The organism is Pseudomonas sp. MPFS, assembly GCF_022537035.1.
Taxonomy (GTDB): Bacteria; Pseudomonadota; Gammaproteobacteria; order Pseudomonadales; family Pseudomonadaceae; genus Aquipseudomonas; species Aquipseudomonas sessilinigenes.
In genome coordinates this window covers 406,262-422,279 of record NZ_CP066123.1, presented here as the reverse complement: position 1 = coordinate 422,279, position 16,018 = coordinate 406,262, and the positions used below count along the sequence as shown (strand labels likewise).

12 protein-coding genes are annotated in these 16,018 nt (G+C 65.4%); 11 read left to right on the top strand and 1 reads right to left on the bottom strand.

Going from position 1 to position 16,018, the window contains the following annotated elements; translation table 11 throughout:
• The first annotated feature begins 42 nt into the window (after positions 1-42).
• Positions 43-1,254, top strand: a complete 1,212-nt coding sequence (locus tag I9018_RS01810) for a methyltransferase (RefSeq protein WP_241108603.1) — start codon at positions 43-45, stop codon at positions 1,252-1,254.
• 192 nt (positions 1,255-1,446) lie between these two features.
• On the top strand, positions 1,447-3,078 hold the full coding sequence (locus I9018_RS01805; RefSeq protein ID WP_241108602.1) for a BBE domain-containing protein: 1,632 nt from the start codon (positions 1,447-1,449) through the stop codon (positions 3,076-3,078).
• A gap of 353 nt (positions 3,079-3,431) precedes the next feature.
• On the opposite strand, the gene I9018_RS01800 is transcribed toward I9018_RS01805, so the two are convergent.
• The gene (locus I9018_RS01800; RefSeq protein WP_241108601.1) at positions 3,432-5,015 is read right to left on the bottom strand and encodes an amidohydrolase; all 1,584 of its coding nucleotides are present in this window, start codon (positions 5,013-5,015) and stop codon (positions 3,432-3,434) included.
• A 303-nt stretch (positions 5,016-5,318) separates the two neighbouring features.
• On the opposite strand from I9018_RS01800, the gene I9018_RS01795 reads away from it, so the two are divergent.
• The 9 genes from I9018_RS01795 (at position 5,319) to I9018_RS01755 (ending at position 15,993) form a co-directional block, all read left to right on the top strand.
• Positions 5,319-6,236 carry a LysR substrate-binding domain-containing protein gene (locus I9018_RS01795; RefSeq protein ID WP_241108600.1) on the top strand — a complete coding sequence of 306 codons (918 nt, stop codon included), beginning with the start codon at positions 5,319-5,321 and terminating at the stop codon, positions 6,234-6,236.
• Between the two features lie 171 nt (positions 6,237-6,407).
• Positions 6,408-7,499: an ABC transporter ATP-binding protein gene (locus I9018_RS01790; protein ID WP_241108599.1), complete on the top strand. Its 1,092-nt coding sequence runs from the start codon at positions 6,408-6,410 to the stop codon at positions 7,497-7,499.
• A gap of 198 nt (positions 7,500-7,697) precedes the next feature.
• The gene (locus tag I9018_RS01785; RefSeq protein ID WP_068589537.1) at positions 7,698-8,810 is read left to right on the top strand and encodes an ABC transporter substrate-binding protein; all 1,113 of its coding nucleotides are present in this window, start codon (positions 7,698-7,700) and stop codon (positions 8,808-8,810) included.
• Positions 8,811-8,820: 10 nt separating this feature from the next.
• A complete protein-coding gene (locus I9018_RS01780) occupies positions 8,821-9,657 on the top strand; it encodes an ABC transporter permease (protein ID WP_068589540.1) in 837 nt (278 codons plus the stop codon).
• A gap of 7 nt (positions 9,658-9,664) precedes the next feature.
• Positions 9,665-10,483 (top strand): ABC transporter permease, encoded by an 819-nt coding sequence (locus I9018_RS01775; RefSeq protein WP_241108598.1) that lies wholly within the window; start codon positions 9,665-9,667, stop codon positions 10,481-10,483.
• A gap of 371 nt (positions 10,484-10,854) precedes the next feature.
• Positions 10,855-11,331 carry a formate dehydrogenase subunit gamma gene (locus I9018_RS01770; RefSeq protein ID WP_022639215.1) on the top strand — a complete coding sequence of 159 codons (477 nt, stop codon included), beginning with the start codon at positions 10,855-10,857 and terminating at the stop codon, positions 11,329-11,331.
• Positions 11,328-12,881, top strand: coding sequence for a formate dehydrogenase beta subunit (locus I9018_RS01765; protein ID WP_241108597.1), 1,554 nt, complete (start codon positions 11,328-11,330; stop codon positions 12,879-12,881). Before I9018_RS01770 ends, I9018_RS01765 begins: the two co-directional genes overlap by 4 nt.
• Entirely contained in the window at positions 12,878-15,775 is a 2,898-nt protein-coding gene (gene fdhF / locus I9018_RS01760; protein ID WP_241108596.1) for a formate dehydrogenase subunit alpha, read from the top strand. The genes I9018_RS01765 and fdhF overlap by 4 nt, the downstream gene beginning before the upstream one ends.
• Complete coding sequence (locus I9018_RS01755) at positions 15,772-15,993, top strand: formate dehydrogenase subunit delta (protein WP_124345524.1); 222 nt, start codon at positions 15,772-15,774, stop codon at positions 15,991-15,993. The genes fdhF and I9018_RS01755 overlap by 4 nt, the downstream gene beginning before the upstream one ends.
• Positions 15,994-16,018: the final 25 nt, after the last annotated feature.

Here is a 16,018-nt window from a genome sequence, read left to right as displayed (position 1 = left end):
CCCGCTTCCACCTGGAAGCGGGCCTGTCCCGGACGCCACGCCATGCCCCCGACTCTCCAAGGCCCCGCCCTGCTGACTCGCTTCCAGGCCCTGGACAGCTTTCTCCTGGAGCACCAGGACCTGTGGCGCCCGCGCCCCTTCCACCACCTGCAACTGCCCTGGGAAGCCCGGCATCCCGGGCTTGCCCAATGGCTGCGGCAACGCTCCCTCGAGGACGCCGAGGCGGCCCACAACCACCCTGAACAGCTGGACGCACCTGCGCCCTTCGCCGAACTCGCCACCCAGTCCCAGGCCTTGGGCAACGTGGCAGAACTGCCTGGTGCAGGCTTGCCAGCCATGCGCCAGCGCCTGAGCGTCGATGTGCCCGGGCGCAAATGGCAGCAGATCGAGGCCTTCGCCGCCCGCCTGCAATTCGACCGCACACCTACTCACTGGCTCGACTGGTGCGCCGGCAAGGGCCACCTCGGCCGACGCCTGCTCCAGCCCGGGCAGCAATTGACTTGCCTGGAATACGACCCAGCGCTGGTGGCCAGCGGCGAACAACTGAGCCAACACCATGCCCTGTCCGCCCGTCATCTCCAGCAGGATGTGCTGGCGGCAGGCGCCGCATCGCACCTGAACCCGCAATGCGCCCCGGTGGCCCTGCACGCCTGCGGCGATCTGCATGTGCGCCTGATCCAGTTGGCCAGCCAGCAGGGTTGTCCACAGCTGGCCATCGCCCCGTGCTGCTACAACCGCACCAGCGCCAGCCACTACCAGGGTTTATCCACAGCCGCCCAGGCCTCTGCGCTGGCATTGTCCGTGGATGACCTGGCCCTGCCCATGAGCGAAACCGTGACCGCCGGCGCCCGCGTGCGTCGCCAGCGCGACACCTCCATGGCCCGCCGCCTGGCCTTCGACCTGCTGCAACGCCAGCTGCGTGGCGTCGATGACTACCTGCCCACCCCCTCGCTGCCCAGTCACTGGCTGGACAAGCCGTTCGCCGACTACTGCCGCGACCTGGCAAGGCTGAAAGAATTATCCACAGTGGGCGAGCAGGACTGGCCGGCACTGGAGGCCGCTGGCTGGCAACGCCTGGCCCAGGTACGCAACCTGGAACTGCTGCGCGGCTTGTTCCGCCGCCCCCTGGAGTTGTGGCTGGTGCTGGACCGGGCGCTGTTCCTGCAAGAGCAGGGGTATGCCGTACGCCTGGGAACCTTCTGCCAGGCCTCCTTGACCCCGCGCAATCTGCTGTTGCTGGCAGAACACCGATAACCCGCCGCTGGGCCTGCCCCGAGCCTTGCTGGTTGCACTTGCCCCCACGAAAGAAAAACCAAGTTCGTTGCAGCTACTAGTCTCTAGGCGTGCTGGCCACAAGCAGCGCTCGGGCAACCGATCCGACGCAACCAGGGCGGTCATTTTCGACAGGAAGTCGCCAGGTTCACCATCACCTACAGGGAGTTATCCATGAACGTCATAGACCACCTGGCGCACACTTATGAAACCCTGCAGAAGGGTTTCAACCTGCGCTGGCCGCCCAGCATCGAACAGGGCGCACAGCGGATTTATGTGTGTACGACACCCGATGAAGTTCTGGCCGCAGCCAATACCGCACTGAGTGAGGGCTATCGCATCACGGCACGCAGTGGCGGCCACTGCTACGAGGGCTTTGTTTCCAACAAGTTAAACGGCGAGACAGAAAACCTGGCGATTATCGACGTGGGGGAAATGAAAGGCCTGAAATACGATGAAAGCCAATCCATCACTTCTCCCTGGGACAGCCGGAACAAGAAGTATCGATTCATGATCTTGACCGGCAACCAGAACTGGGACGGCTACCTGTCGCTGTACAAGCAGGCCGGGCGCACCATTCCTGGCGGCTCATGTTATTCGGTCGGCGTGGGCGGCCATATCAGCGGTGGCGGTTATGGGTTGTTATCGCGCCTGCAGGGATTGACCGTGGACTGGGTCACTGGCGTCGACATTCTTGTACCTGTGGAAAACTCGCGGCAACTGGAGTTCCGGCATGTTCGCGCGGACAGCCCATCGAACAACGACAAGGCATTGTTCACTGCCTGTTGCGGAGCCGGCGGCGGCAACTTCGGCATCATCATCGGCTACTACTTCGACCAACTGCCCCAAGCCCCACAAAAAGCCTATTGGATTCCCCTGGCCTACCCGTGGAAAGAGCTGATCCCCAACTTCTCGAACTTCCTGCGAGCTTATTGGCAGTGGTTCGCCGATAACGACGCCGCCGCAACCAGCACGGTGGAAGGCATTGGCAACGGTGGCTTGTTCACCCTGTTGAAACTCAACCACGTGGACACCTCCGACCATGTGGTGCTGGCAATCCAGTACACCGGCCCCAATGGCCAGGTCGGTGGCGCCAACGACATACCGCTCAACGATTTCATCAACAAGATGAATGCCGCGGCGGGCCTGACGCCGACCCTGCATGACGGCTTCATCGAGCCGAACATTGCCCCGCTCAGGCACCCCCATGCGGGCAGGAAATTCAAAGGAGCAGCCGCTCAACACACGGCGATGGACTGGCTGTACGTCACTCAAATGATCAACGGCTCAGGCAACAATCAACGGGGTAAATACAAGTCCGACTATCAGGTCGAACAGTTCTCCGAGCAGGCCTGCAACGCGTTGTTGACGCACTTGACCGAAGCCACGCCAGACAAACGCTTCAGCCAGTCGCTGGTGCAGATTGATTCCTACGGCGGGGCGATCAACAAAAAGGGCATGGGCACCACTGCTGTTCCTCAACGCAGCTCGCTGCTTAAGGCCCAATACCAGACCTATTGGACCCATGCCGCCGATGACACGGTGCAGTTGGCCTGGATTCGCAACATCTTCACCGCCGTGCACGGCGGCAAGCCGCAAAGACCTGCCTACGATGGCTGCTACATCAACTACCCCGATGTCGACATGAAGTACACCGACACCGGCGCGCTAGACCCCAACTGGCTGAACCTGTACTACGGCTGGAATACCGAGCTCATCACCAAGCTTTCCAACCTCAAAGCCGCCGTTGACCCACACAACCTGTTTCGTAATGAACTGTCCATTCCGGCCACAAGGACCGAGTAGGTGCCGGCCTGGACACATCACACCGGCATGACCACAGCGTGCTCGATCTAGCCTCCCGGCGGCCCAGCGCCATCGGCTAGACGAGCAGGCTGCATGCCTCTGCGACAGGACGTCGCTACCTGTGGATAAGTCTGTTGATGGAATCTTGAGAATGCCCGTGATTACGGGATGCGCAAGCGCAATCCGCAGTTGGTCATTTTTTGTTCATAAAATAAAATCCCGAAAAAACAGCCAGTTGCAAAAAGATGAGAATGGCTCCACAGATTCGTCATCTGCCTGGCCAAAAAACCCATCCATTGTGCATAAGCGCCCGAGCGAAGCGGCATAACGCCCCCTCGCCCTGGCACCGGCGGCTACTCGTCGGCCCGCGCCGGAATCCACCATTCCTCACCCCGCGCCGTGCTGATGTACTCCGGCCAGCGGAAGTCGTGGGGCACCTGGAAGTCCTTGGGCAGCAGCGGTGCCTGCCAGCGACTGCCACCGATCCCGCCACCCGTGCGCTCGACGAACTCGGCCTTGGCCGCCGCCAGCAATGCCTCGTCGGTGAGCAAGTCCACCAGAGTCGCGGCAATGGTCTTGGCCGCCACTTCGATCATCGGGTCGATGGTCTGGCGAATCCCGCCCAGGGCGTTGGAGACCCAGTCCGGATAGACCGTCCCCGGCGGCGCGCTGAGCATCGGCCGGGCCACCAGCAAGCGTACGGTCGGGCAGTGCCAGGTGTATTCCGGGTAGTCGTCGGAGGTCAGGTAGTTCTGCCAGGCCGGCATTTGCAGGCGCAGTTGGCGCTCGCACTCCTGGGGTTCGATCAAGGCTTCGGTGGCCGGCAGGAAGGGCCGCTCCATGGCCTCAAGGCCCAGATTGCGCTGGATCTGGCGGGCGATCTCACAGGCTTCTTCGTTCCACTGCGGGGCACCCACCGCCGCCAGGTTGTCGTAGGTGGCCTGGGCCATGACATGGTTGGGCAGGCCACCGCGGGACTTGCACACCCAGGTCTTCTTCCAGCGGCAGCCGGTGGCCATGGCCGCCGCGGCGGCGTTGTTGTCCATGACCTGGGAAATGGTCTCGGCCTGCTCGATGGAGTCGCAACGCAGCAGGTACTGGATCTGCGACAAGTGCGGCGGCAGGTTGTCGGCCGTGGCTTGGCCTGCGGTGAGGATCGCCTCGTTGTAGCTCCACAACCCGGTGAACGGCAGGGTCGAGCGGCGCAGGCTTTCGTTCAGGGTATAGAAATGCACCAGGGCATCGTTGGCCCCCGGGGCCCGGGCCGCCAGATGGTTCTGCGGGATCGGGCTGTAGCGATCGGCGGCGATCCACTGCTCCGGCTCTTCGCAGGTGAAGCTGTAGATGTAGGCGTAGGCAATGCCGCAGTGAGTGTCCCAGGTGGTGGTGTTGTTCAGTGGCAGCATGTAGGTGGGGTGGAAGCTGATGGCCGCATCCAGGTCGTCGTAATACCCCTTGGCCGCGTGTACCGGCTTGGAGGCACGGAGCTTTTCCGCCGGCTCGCCGAAGAAGCGGATGCTGCCCTGCAGGCCGAATTCCACCATGGTCGCCTTGGCCGCCAGGGCCCCGCCCAGGGCGCTGATGCCCAGGGCCGAGTGCGGGTCGGTGTGCCCCGGGGCGAAGCGCGACAGACCGTCGCGCGGTTGTTTGCGGGTAGTGGCCGCCTGGCAGTTGCCTGGCACTGCGTCGTACTCGCCATAGGTGGCCAGCAGCGGCCCCTGGCCTTGGGTGAAGGTGGCGCAGAAGGCCGTGGGCATGCCACCGCTGCCACGCTCGACAGTGAAGCCCTCGGCCTCCAGCAACGCCACGTACCAGGCACTGGACTTGTACTCGCGAAACGCCGGCTCGGCGTAGTGCCAGATCACCTGGTGCCAGTCCGACAATTGCTGGCGGTGGCGTTCGACCCAATCCAGCGCGAATTCTTTGTAGCGGGACATCCTCGGCACTCCTGGTTATCCAGGTCCCGGCCAGTCGCGCGCTGGGCGCCTCGGCGCCCGCCCGGGCCAGCCGGACCTGTTGTTGTCATGGGAATGGTCCGGTCGGCTCAGCCCGGATCGAGGGCCAGTATTGGTGAAGCGCTGGCTACATCAATCAAATTATTTCGCCAGCAATGGTCAAAAAAACTAACCAATGCCACGCTGGCGCGACCCATACTTCGGCGCGACCTGATGCGCCGCAAGCGCCTGGACACACCAGGCCGGACGCATTCGAAGACCCGTTCCACCCGCTCCGGAGGTTGTATGCGTTTTCCCACGATCAGCGCCTTGCGCGCCCTCGATGCGGTCGCCCGGCTGGGCAGCGTGACCGCCGCCGCCCAGCAGTTGAGCCTGACCCGCAGCGCCATCAGCCACCAGATCATCAGCCTGGAACAGAGCCTGGGCTTCGCCCTGACCGAACGGGTCGGGCGCGGCATCGGCCTGACCCACCAGGGCCAGTGCTATGCCCGCGAGGTACGGCGCATCCTCGCCGACATCCAGGACGCCGGCCGGCTCTTCGATGGGCCCGCGGTGTCCGGCAAGTTGCGCATCAGTTGCAACCCGGGGTTTACCAGCTTCTGGCTGTGCAACCACATCAACAGCTTCCAGCGCCAATACCCCGAGGTACGGCTGCATGTGGTCAACCCGCGCTCCTGGGACGATACCAGCGATCCCGAGGCCGACCTGTTCATCACCTACGGCATCGGCGACTGGCCCGGGCTGCAGGTGGAGCCGATCTTCACCCTGCATTTTTCACCGGTATGCAGCCCGCGCCTGATCAACGCCATCGGCGGCTTGAAGACGCCCCAGGACCTGGCCGGCCTGCCCTTGATCCACATGAACGACACCAGTGACTGGCGCGCCTGGCTGGCCGCTGCCGGGGTCGAGCAGATCGACGCGGACAGCGGCATCACCTTCTCCGACGCCCACTGTGCGCAGTCGGCGTGCATCGCCGCCCAGGGCGTGGCCATCGGCGACAGCCTGCTCAGTGGCAATGCCCTGGCCCGGGGCCTGCTGGTACGACCCTTCGATATCGCCATCAGCGCCCGGCGCGGCTACTTCCTGGCGATCGATCCGGCCAAGGCTGAAAGGCCGGCGGTACGGGCCTTTTCGACGTGGCTTAAATACCAGCTGCAAAACACCACCCAAGGCATCACCGACAGTTTGCTGATCAAGCCTTGAACCTGGGAGAAGGCAGCAGCGGCCCCTGGCCAATGGATAATTTCACTCACCAATGAGGCAAAAATTATTCCATTGATGTGCCGTTGCTTTTGCCAATAATGAGCCGACCGCCTGCTGTTCCAACAATAAAAACTCCACAGCGCAGGTCGGTTTCCGCAGGAGAACTCTGTAGTGTCCAGCAGTCCTTCGACTCAACTCAGTGCCCAAGGAATCAGCCAGTATTACGGCAATTTCACTGCCCTGGACGGCATTGACCTCGACGTTCGCCAAGGCGAATTCCTCACCCTCCTGGGCCCCTCCGGCTCAGGCAAGACCACCCTGCTGATGATCCTCGCAGGCTTCCTTTCCCCCAGCGCCGGCAAGCTCATGGAGCGTGGTGTCGACATCAGCCGGCGCCCGGCGGAAAAACGCAACTACGGCATGGTGTTCCAGGGCTACGCGCTGTTCCCGCACATGAGCGTGGCCGACAACGTCGCCTACCCATTGCGCATCCGCGGGGTCAAGGCCGAGGAACGCCAGCGCCGGGTCAAGCACATCCTCGAAGTGGTGGGCCTGGGCGCACACCTGCACAAGAAACCGTCCGAGCTTTCCGGTGGCCAGCAGCAGCGGGTGGCCATCGCCCGGGCCCTGGTGTTCGAGCCGGACATGCTGCTGCTCGACGAACCGCTCTCGGCCCTGGACAAGAACCTGCGCGAACAACTGCAAGCCGAGCTGCAGCGCATCCATCGCCAGGTGGGCACCAGCTTCGTGTTCGTCACCCACGACCAGGGCGAAGCCCTGGCCCTGTCGACCCGCATCGCCATCTTCAACCAGGGACGCCTGGCGCAGATCGACTCGCCCCAAGACATCTACGACCGCCCCAGCAACCGCTTCGTCGCCGAGTTCCTGGGCAAGATGAACCTGTTCCCGCTGCGCGACATTGCCCGCAATGGCAGCCACGCCAGTGGCCGCTGTGGCGACGTCGCCCTGCATGCCGCGCTTCCCGGGGAACTGAGCAGCCAGCCACAGTTGCTGGCGGTACGCCCCGAGCACATGACGCTGCACACCGAACGACCGCAAGCAGGTGAGCACAACGTGCTGCCGGCGCACCTGGGCGAACGGGTCTACCAGGGCTCCAGCACGCATCTGGCACTGGACATCGCCCCGGAGCTGGCACCGGTGAACCTCTCGGTACCCGGCGATCACCCCGGCGCCCGATTGCCCAGCGGCACCCCGGTGTGGCTGAGCTGGCCGGTACGCCACAGCTTCCTGCTGGAAGCCTGAGCCCCGCGATCAGTCAGGCAATTGTAGGAGCGAGGCTTGCCCGCGAAGGACTGCAGAGCGCTGCGTTGACCCCGTAACGTTCACGACCATCGCGAGCACGCTTGGCTCCTACAAAGGACCACCACCCCGGTTTTCGTACAGAACAACAACAATCAACGGCTGGCGCCTCGGGCACCGGCCTTGCGAGGACTTGCCCCCATGAGCCAGCACCACCAGCGCGACTGCATCGAAATCCTCATCGAAAAAGCCCGTGGCGGACAGATCAGCCGCCGCACATTCGTCCAGGCCATGGGCCTGCTGGCGGCCGTGCCCCTGGCCCTGCGCAGCGGGATCAGCTGGTCGGCCGACAAGCCCCTGGTGCTGGTCAACTGGGGCGGCGATGCACTGAATGCCTTCCGCACGGCCTGGACCGACAGCTTCACCAAGAGCACCGGCATCCCGGTGCGCATCGACGGCGCCGGCCCCACTGAAGGCGCGGTACGCTCGCAACTGGCCAGCGGCCGGCCCAGCTGGGACGTGGTGGACATGGAGGGCTACAGCGCCCTGAACCTGGGCCGCGAGAAGATCCTGCAACCCCTGGACTACAGCGTGGTGCAGCGCGACCAGGTAGCCCCGGGGATGAGCCATGACTACGGGATTGCCGGCTACATGCTCAGCTACGTGCTGGCCTGGGACAGCGAGAAATACGGCGACAACGGCCCCAGGGACTGGGCGGATTTCTGGAACGTGGAGAAATTCCCCGGCAAGCGCACCCTCTACAAGTGGATGAACGGCATGCTCGAGGCCGCCCTGCTGGCCGACGGCGTACCCGTCGACAAGTTGTATCCGCTGGACGTACCACGGGCCCTGCGCAAGATCGACGAACTCAAGCCCCACGTCCTGTCGTTCTGGGGCTCGGGCGCGGAAAGCCAGCAACTGATGATCGAAGGCGAAGCCTCCATGGGCGTGCTCTGGCACACCCGCGCCACCTTGTTGCGCGAGGACAGCGGTGGCCGGATCAAATGGGGCTATGACAACGCCTTCCTCACCAACAGCAGCTGGGCCGTGCTCAGCGACAACCCGGCAGGTACTGCCCCGGCCATGCAGTTCATCCAGCATGCCCTGCAGCCGGCGGGCCAGTTCAAGCTGTTCGAGATCCTCGGCAACGGCCCATCCAACCCGGCCACCCAGAAGCTGATGAGCCCCGAGCAGCTGGAGCTCAACTGCGCGTCCGAAGCCAACATGAAGAAGCAGATCCTGCTGGACACCCAGTGGTACGCCGATCACTACTCCAGCACCCTGGAGCAGTACCTGACCCACCTGTCCAAGTGAGGCGCCGACCATGAGTGCGACCCAAACCGCGCGCCTGGAACGCAGCCTGCTGCTGGTACCGCTGCCGCTGTTGCTGGTGCTGTTCTACTTATTGCCCTTCGTCGGCGTAGTGAGCTGGAGCTTCACCCTGCCCGAACCCGGCATCGAGCAGTACCAGCGCATCGCCAGCGACCCGGCAATCCACGACATGCTGCTGCGCACCCTGCGCCTGTGCCTGACCGTCAGCCTGCTGGCCCTGGCGATCGGCTACCTGCTGGCCTACTGCTGGGTCTTCAGCCCGCCGTTCTGGCAGCGCATGGTGGAGATCTGCGTGTTCATCCCGTTCTGGATCTCAGTGCTGGTGCGGGCCTTCGGCTGGCTGATCGCCCTGCGCAGCAACGGTGTGGTCAACGACAGCCTGCTGTCCCTGGGCTGGATCGAACACCCCCTGCAACTGACCCGCAACGAATTGGGGGTGGTGATCGGCATGCTCCACTTCATGATCCCCTATGCCTTGTTCCCGCTGCTGTCGAGCATGCGCCAGCTGGACCAGCGGGTCCTCTTGGCCTCCCGCGGGCTGGGCGCCGGGGCCTTGCGCACCTTCTGGCAAGTGCTGCTGCCGCAGACCCTGCCGGGGCTGCTGGGGGCCTTCATCATGGTCTTCGTGTTCTGCCTGGGCTTCTTCATCACCCCGGTGCTGCTGGGTGGCGGACAGACGGTGATGATCGCCGAGTACGTGTTCCTGCAGATGTTCCAGACCAGCAACTGGGGCTTGGGCGCGGCCCTGAGCCTGGTGCTGCTGGCCCTGGTCAGCGCGCTGATCTGGCTGCTGATGCGCATCACCCGTGTCAATCGACTGGTGGGTTGAGGTCACTATGAATACACATCGCACTGCCTTGAGTACCCGGCTGATCGCCGTGATCGCCATGGCCTTCATGCTGTTCCCGTTGCTGACGGTGATCCCGGTGTCCTTCACCGCCAAGCGCTACCTGTCGATGCCCGAGGGCAACTGGTCGCTGCGTCACTACGAGGCCCTGCTGAGCACCCCCGACTGGCTGTCGAGCACCGGCCAGAGCCTGGCCATCGCCACGGCCACCAGCCTGATCGCCACCTTGCTGGCGGTCAGTTTCAGCCTGGGCATCTGGTACCTGCGCTCACGCCTGGCGACCCTGTTGATCGGCCTGGTGCTGCTGCCCATGGCGATCCCGCCGGTGATCTCGGCCCTGGTGCTGTACTTCATGGAAACCAAGCTGGGCAGCATCGCCCCGGGCTGGGGCTACGACACCCTGCCCGGGGTGGTGATCGCCCACGTGGTGATGGTGGTGCCCTACGGCGTGGTGACCATGCTGGTGGCGCTGAGCCAGGTAGACCGGCGCATCGAACTGGCCTCGCGCAACCTGGGGGCCAGCCTGATGCAGACCACCTTCCTGGTGATCCTGCCGAACCTGAAGCTGGGGATCTTCTCCACCGCGCTGCTGAGCTTCGCCCTGTCCTGGGAAGAGGTGGCAGTGACCCTGTTCATCACCAGCGTCGACGTCAACACCCTGCCCCGACGGATCTGGAGCGGGTTGCGGGACAACGTCGACCCCAGCGTGGCGGCCATTTCGGTGCTGCTGATCAGCCTGACCCTGCTGGCGCTGATCGGGCGCCTGGTCGTGCAGCACTACGCCCAGCGCCGCGCGCGTTCCTCCTGATCGTGGGTGGCGGGGGTAGGCTCCCCGCCACAAACACTGACCGAAGTCACTTCGGGACCCTCCGGTTTCGTTCCATAGTGCGCGCCCCATCCCACCGGCTTTCCCAGCCTCTTCTAGACTCAGTAAATGGTCGTATTCGGAACTGAGCAAGTCGCTTTGGTGCGGATCAATCAGAGGCAGCGTGTCAAGCTGCCCTTTATGTCCTGAACAGGTGCGGCGACGACCGCACCGGGTACAACAAGATACCCATTCAGGGTGCATGGCTACCGGCCGGATCGCCGCGCTACCGTGACGTGGCAGCCAGGGCCGCAGCCGAGACTTTCGGACAACCGACAACCACCAGGTGTGTCCGTGACCGTGAGGAATGCTGTATGCCTGATGAATCGCTGCACCTGCCTGTGATCCATACCCTGCTGGAGCGCTACAAGGATGTTCCCGGGGCGCTGCTGCCGCTGCTCCACCAGATCCAGGAAGAGCTGGGCTACATCCCCGACGTGGCCATCCCCGCCATCGCCCATGGGCTCAACCAGAGCCAGGCCGAAGTGCGCGGCGTGATCAGCTTCTACCACGACTTTCGCACCGCGCCGCCCGCGCGGCACATCCTGCGCCTGTGCCGCGCCGAATCCTGCCAGAGCCGGGGCGCCGAGCAACTGGCGGCGCAACTGCGCGAGCGCCTGCAACTGGACGACCATGGCAGTAGCGCCGATGGCCGCATCAGCCTGCGGCCGGTGTACTGCCTGGGGGCCTGCGCCTGCTCGCCGGCCCTGGAGCTGGACGGCCAGCTGCATGCCCGGCTCAGCGCCGAACGCCTGGACGCGTTGCTCGACAGCTGCCGGGAGGATGCGTGATGAACCTCTACCTGTCCTGTGACTCCCTGGCCCGCGCCGTGGGCGCCGACCAGGTGGCCGACGCCCTGCTGGCCCAGGCCAGCCAGCGCCAACTGCAACTGCAACGTACCAGTTCCCGTGGCCTGTACTGGCTGGAACCGCTGCTGGAAGTCGATACCCCCGAGGGCCGCCTGGGCTTCGGTCCGCTGAGCGTGGCCGACGTGCCAGCGCTGCTGGACGCCCTGCAAGCCGATCCGGCCAGCCACCCCTTGGCCCTGGGCCTGGTGGAACAGATTCCCTACCTCAAGAGCCAGCAGCGCCTGCTGTTCGCCCGCGCCGGCATCACCCGGCCGCTGTCCATGGAGGACTATCGGGCCCACGGCGGTTTCGCCGGCCTGGAGCGCGCCATCGCCCTGGGCGGCGAGCAGACCGTGGCTGCGGTGCTCGACTCCGGCCTGCGTGGCCGGGGCGGCGCGGCCTTCCCCGCGGGGATCAAGTGGCGCACGGTGCGCGAGACCTCGCCGCAGCAGAAGTACGTGGTGTGCAACGCCGACGAGGGCGACTCCGGGACCTTCGCCGACCGCATGCTGATGGAGGGCGACCCCTTCCTGCTGATCGAGGGCATGGCCATCGCCGGCATCGCCGTCGGTGCCAGCCAGGGCTATATCTATGTGCGCTCGGAGTATCCCCAGGCAGTGGCCACCCTGCGCGCGGCCCTGGACCTGGCCCGGGACGCCGGCTACCTGGGGGCCGATGCCGGCGGGAGCGGCCAGCCCTTCGACCTGGAAGTGCGGGTCGGCGCCGGAGCCTACATCTGCGGCGAGGAAACCGCGCTGCTCGACTCCCTGGAAGGCAAGCGCGGGATCGTCCGCGCCAAGCCGCCGATCCCGGCCCTCCAAGGCTTGTTCGGCCAGCCGACCCTGGTACACAACGTGCTGACCCTGGCCTCGGTGCCGCTGATCCTGGCCAAGGGCGCGCCGTTCTATCGCGACTACGGCATGGGCCGCTCCCTGGGCACCATGCCCTTCCAACTGGCGGGCAATGTCCGCCATGGCGGCCTGGTGGAACGGGCCTTCGGCCTGACCCTGGGCGAGCTGCTGCATGACTACGGTGGCGGTACCGCCAGTGGCCGGCCACTGAAGGCGGCCCAGGTCGGCGGCCCCCTCGGCGCCTGGGTCCCGCCCACGCAGTTCGACACACCGCTGGACTACGAGGCCTTCGCCGCCATGGGCGCGATGCTCGGCCACGGTGGCGTGGTCGTGGCCGACGACAGCCTCGACCTGGCCCACATGGCGCGCTTCGCCATGCAGTTCTGCGCCGAGGAGTCCTGCGGCAAGTGCACCCCGTGCCGCATCGGCTCGACCCGTGGCGTGGAAGTCATCGACCGCCTGCTGGCGGCTCCCGGCCCCGAGGAGCGCCAGCACCAGGCGCTGATCCTCAAGGACCTGTGCGACACCCTGCAATACGGCTCGCTGTGCGCCCTGGGCGGCATGACGTCCTACCCGGTGGCCAGCGCCCTCAAGCACTTCCCTGCCGACTTCGGTCTGCACACCACGGAGGCCGACCAATGATCACGCTCTTCGACCCCGCCAAGGACATCGACCTCAACGCCGTGGACCTGGGTACCCCCGCCCGCGACAGCCAGGTACAGGTCAGCCTGAGCATCGACGGCCGCAGCATCAGCGTGCCCCAGGGCACCTCGGTGATGCGCGCCGCCGCGCTGCTGGGCACCAGCATTCCCAAGCTATGCGCCACCGACAGCCTGGAGGCCTTCGGTTCCTGCCGCATGTGCCTGGTGGAAATCGACGGCATGCGCGGCTACCCGGCCTCCTGCACCACCCCGGTCAGCGAGGGCATGGTGGTGCATACCCAGACGCCGAAGCTCTCGAGCCTGCGCCGCAATGTGATGGAGCTGTACATCTCCGACCACCCGCTGGACTGTCTGACCTGCTCGGCCAATGGCAACTGCGAACTGCAGACCGTGGCCGGCCAGGTGGGCCTGCGCGAAGTGCGCTATGGCTACGACGGCGCCAACCACCTGAGTGACCAGAAAGACCGCTCCAACCCCTACTTCGACTACGACCCGAGCAAGTGCATCGTCTGCAACCGCTGCGTGCGCGCCTGTGAGGAAACCCAGGGCACCTTCGCCCTGACCATCAGCGGCCGGGGCTTCGAATCCCGGGTGGCGGCGGCCGGCGGCGACAACTTCCTGGACTCCGAATGCGTGTCCTGCGGCGCCTGCGTGCAGGCCTGCCCCACCGCGACCCTGATGGAAAAGAGCGTGGTGGAAATGGGCCAGCCCGAGCGGGCGGTGATCACCACCTGCGCCTACTGCGGCGTGGGCTGTTCGTTCCGCGCCGAGATGAAGGGCGAGCAACTGGTACGTATGGTCCCGGACAAGAACGGCCAGGCCAACCATGGCCACTCCTGCGTCAAGGGCCGCTTCGCCTGGGGCTACGCCACCCACCCGGACCGCATCACCAAACCGATGATCCGCAAGCACATCAGCGACCCGTGGCAGGAGGTCAGCTGGGATGAAGCCGTGCAGTACGCCGCCAGCGAGCTGCGGCGCATCCAGCTCAAGTACGGTCGCGACTCCATCGGCGGCATCACGTCCAGCCGCTGCACCAACGAGGAAACCTACCTGGTGCAGAAACTGGTGCGGGCGGCCTTCGGCAACAACAACGTCGACACCTGCGCCCGGGTCTGCCATTCGCCCACCGGCTACGGCCTCAAGCAGACCCTGGGGGAATCCGCCGGGACCCAGAGCTTCGATTCGGTGATGCAGGCCGACGTGATCCTGGTGATGGGCGCCAACCCCAGCGATGCCCACCCGGTATTCGGCTCCCAGCTCAAGCGCCGCCTGCGTGAAGGGGCGCGGCTGATCGTCATCGATCCCCGGCGCATCGACCTGGTGGACTCGGTCCACGCCCGCGCCGAGCTGCACCTGGCCCTGCGCCCGGGAACCAACGTGGCCATGCTCAACGCCCTGGCCCACGTGATCGTCACCGAGGGCCTGGTGGACCAGGCGTTCGTCGAGGCCCGCTGCGAGCCCGAGGCCTTCGCCCTGTGGAGCGCCTTCGTCAGCCGTGCGGACAACTCGCCGGAGGTACTGGGCACCATCTGCGGGGTCCCGGCGGCTGACATCCGCGCCGCGGCCCGGGTCTACGCCACTGGCGGCAACGCGGCGATCTACTACGGCCTGGGCGTTACCGAGCACAGCCAGGGCAGCACCTCGGTGATGGGCATCGCCAACCTGGCCATGGCCACCGGCAACATCGGCCGCGAAGGGGTCGGGGTCAACCCGCTGCGGGGTCAGAACAACGTCCAGGGTTCCTGCGACATGGGTTCCTTCCCCCACGAGCTACCAGGCTACCGGCACATCTCCAACCAGACCGTGCGCCAGGAGTTCGAGCAGGCGTGGAACGTCAGCCTGCAACCCGATCCGGGCCTGCGCATTCCCAACATGTTCGAGGCGGCCCTGGGCGGCAGCTTCAAGGGCCTGTACTGCCAGGGCGAGGATATCGCCCAGAGCGACCCCAACACCCAGCACGTGACCGCCGCCCTGTCGGCCATGGAATGCGTGGTGGTGCAAGACATCTTCCTCAACGAAACCGCCAAGTTCGCCCATGTGTTCCTGCCTGGGGCCTCGTTCCTGGAAAAGGACGGCACCTTCACCAACGCCGAGCGCCGCATTTCGCGGGTGCGCAAGGTCATGGAGCCGCTGGGCGGCAAGGCCGACTGGGAAGGCACCCTGGCCCTGGCGGCGGCCCTGGGGTATCCGATGCATTACGAGCACCCATCGCAGATCATGGACGAGATCGCCCGCCTGACCCCGACCTTCACCGGCGTCAGCTATGCCAGCCTGGACCGTCACGGCAGCCTGCAATGGCCGTGCAACGCCCAGGCCCCGGACGGTACGCCGACCATGCACATCGATGAATTCGTGCGCGGCAAGGGGCGCTTCATGCTCACCGGCTACGTGCCCACCGACGAGAAGGTCAACAGCCGCTATCCGCTGCTGCTGACCACCGGTCGCATCCTCAGCCAGTACAACGTCGGCGCCCAGACCCGGCGCACCGACAACGTCGCCTGGCACGCCGAGGACCGCCTGGAGATCCACCCCACCGATGCCGAGAGCCGGGGCATCAGCGAAGGCGACTGGGTCGGCATCGGCAGCCGCGCCGGGCAGACCGTGCTACGTGCCCGAGTGACCGAGCGGGTAGCGCCGGGGGTGGTCTACACCACCTTCCACTTCCCCGAGTCGGGCGCCAACGTGATCACCACCGACAACTCCGACTGGGCCACCAACTGTCCGGAGTACAAGGTCACGGCGGTGGAGGTCAGCCGGGTCTACCATCCGTCCGAGTGGCAGAAGCGCTACCAGGCCTTCAGTGACGAGCAGCAGCGCCTGCTGCAAGCCCGCAACCGGTCCCGGGGCCACAAGGCGGAGGTGCGCCGATGAGCACCGCCAACCTGGTCAAGATGGCCAACCAGATCGCTTCGTACTTTGCCAACGAGCCGGACCAGACCCAGGCGGTAAGCAGCGTGCGCAATCACATGCAGCTGTTCTGGACCCCAGCCATGCGCCAGGAGCTATTGGCCTGGCACCAGCAGCAACGGCAAAGCGAGCTGCATCCTTTGGTGTGCCAAGCCATCGACGCCCCCGGCAAGGCCACCTAGCCCAGCCGCGCCCGGGCCTGCCATC

Coding starts and splice junctions, on each gene's coding strand:
- I9018_RS01775 (WP_241108598.1), top strand. CDS start 9,665: ATGAATACACATCGCACTGCCTTGAGTACCCGGCTGATCGCCGTGATC.
- I9018_RS01800 (WP_241108601.1), bottom strand. CDS start 5,015: ATGTCCCGCTACAAAGAATTCGCGCTGGATTGGGTCGAACGCCACCGC.
- I9018_RS01795 (WP_241108600.1), top strand. CDS start 5,319: ATGCGTTTTCCCACGATCAGCGCCTTGCGCGCCCTCGATGCGGTCGCC.
- I9018_RS01770 (WP_022639215.1), top strand. CDS start 10,855: ATGCCTGATGAATCGCTGCACCTGCCTGTGATCCATACCCTGCTGGAG.
- fdhF (WP_241108596.1), top strand. CDS start 12,878: ATGATCACGCTCTTCGACCCCGCCAAGGACATCGACCTCAACGCCGTG.
- I9018_RS01810 (WP_241108603.1), top strand. CDS start 43: ATGCCCCCGACTCTCCAAGGCCCCGCCCTGCTGACTCGCTTCCAGGCC.
- I9018_RS01780 (WP_068589540.1), top strand. CDS start 8,821: ATGAGTGCGACCCAAACCGCGCGCCTGGAACGCAGCCTGCTGCTGGTA.
- I9018_RS01755 (WP_124345524.1), top strand. CDS start 15,772: ATGAGCACCGCCAACCTGGTCAAGATGGCCAACCAGATCGCTTCGTAC.
- I9018_RS01805 (WP_241108602.1), top strand. CDS start 1,447: ATGAACGTCATAGACCACCTGGCGCACACTTATGAAACCCTGCAGAAG.
- I9018_RS01785 (WP_068589537.1), top strand. CDS start 7,698: ATGAGCCAGCACCACCAGCGCGACTGCATCGAAATCCTCATCGAAAAA.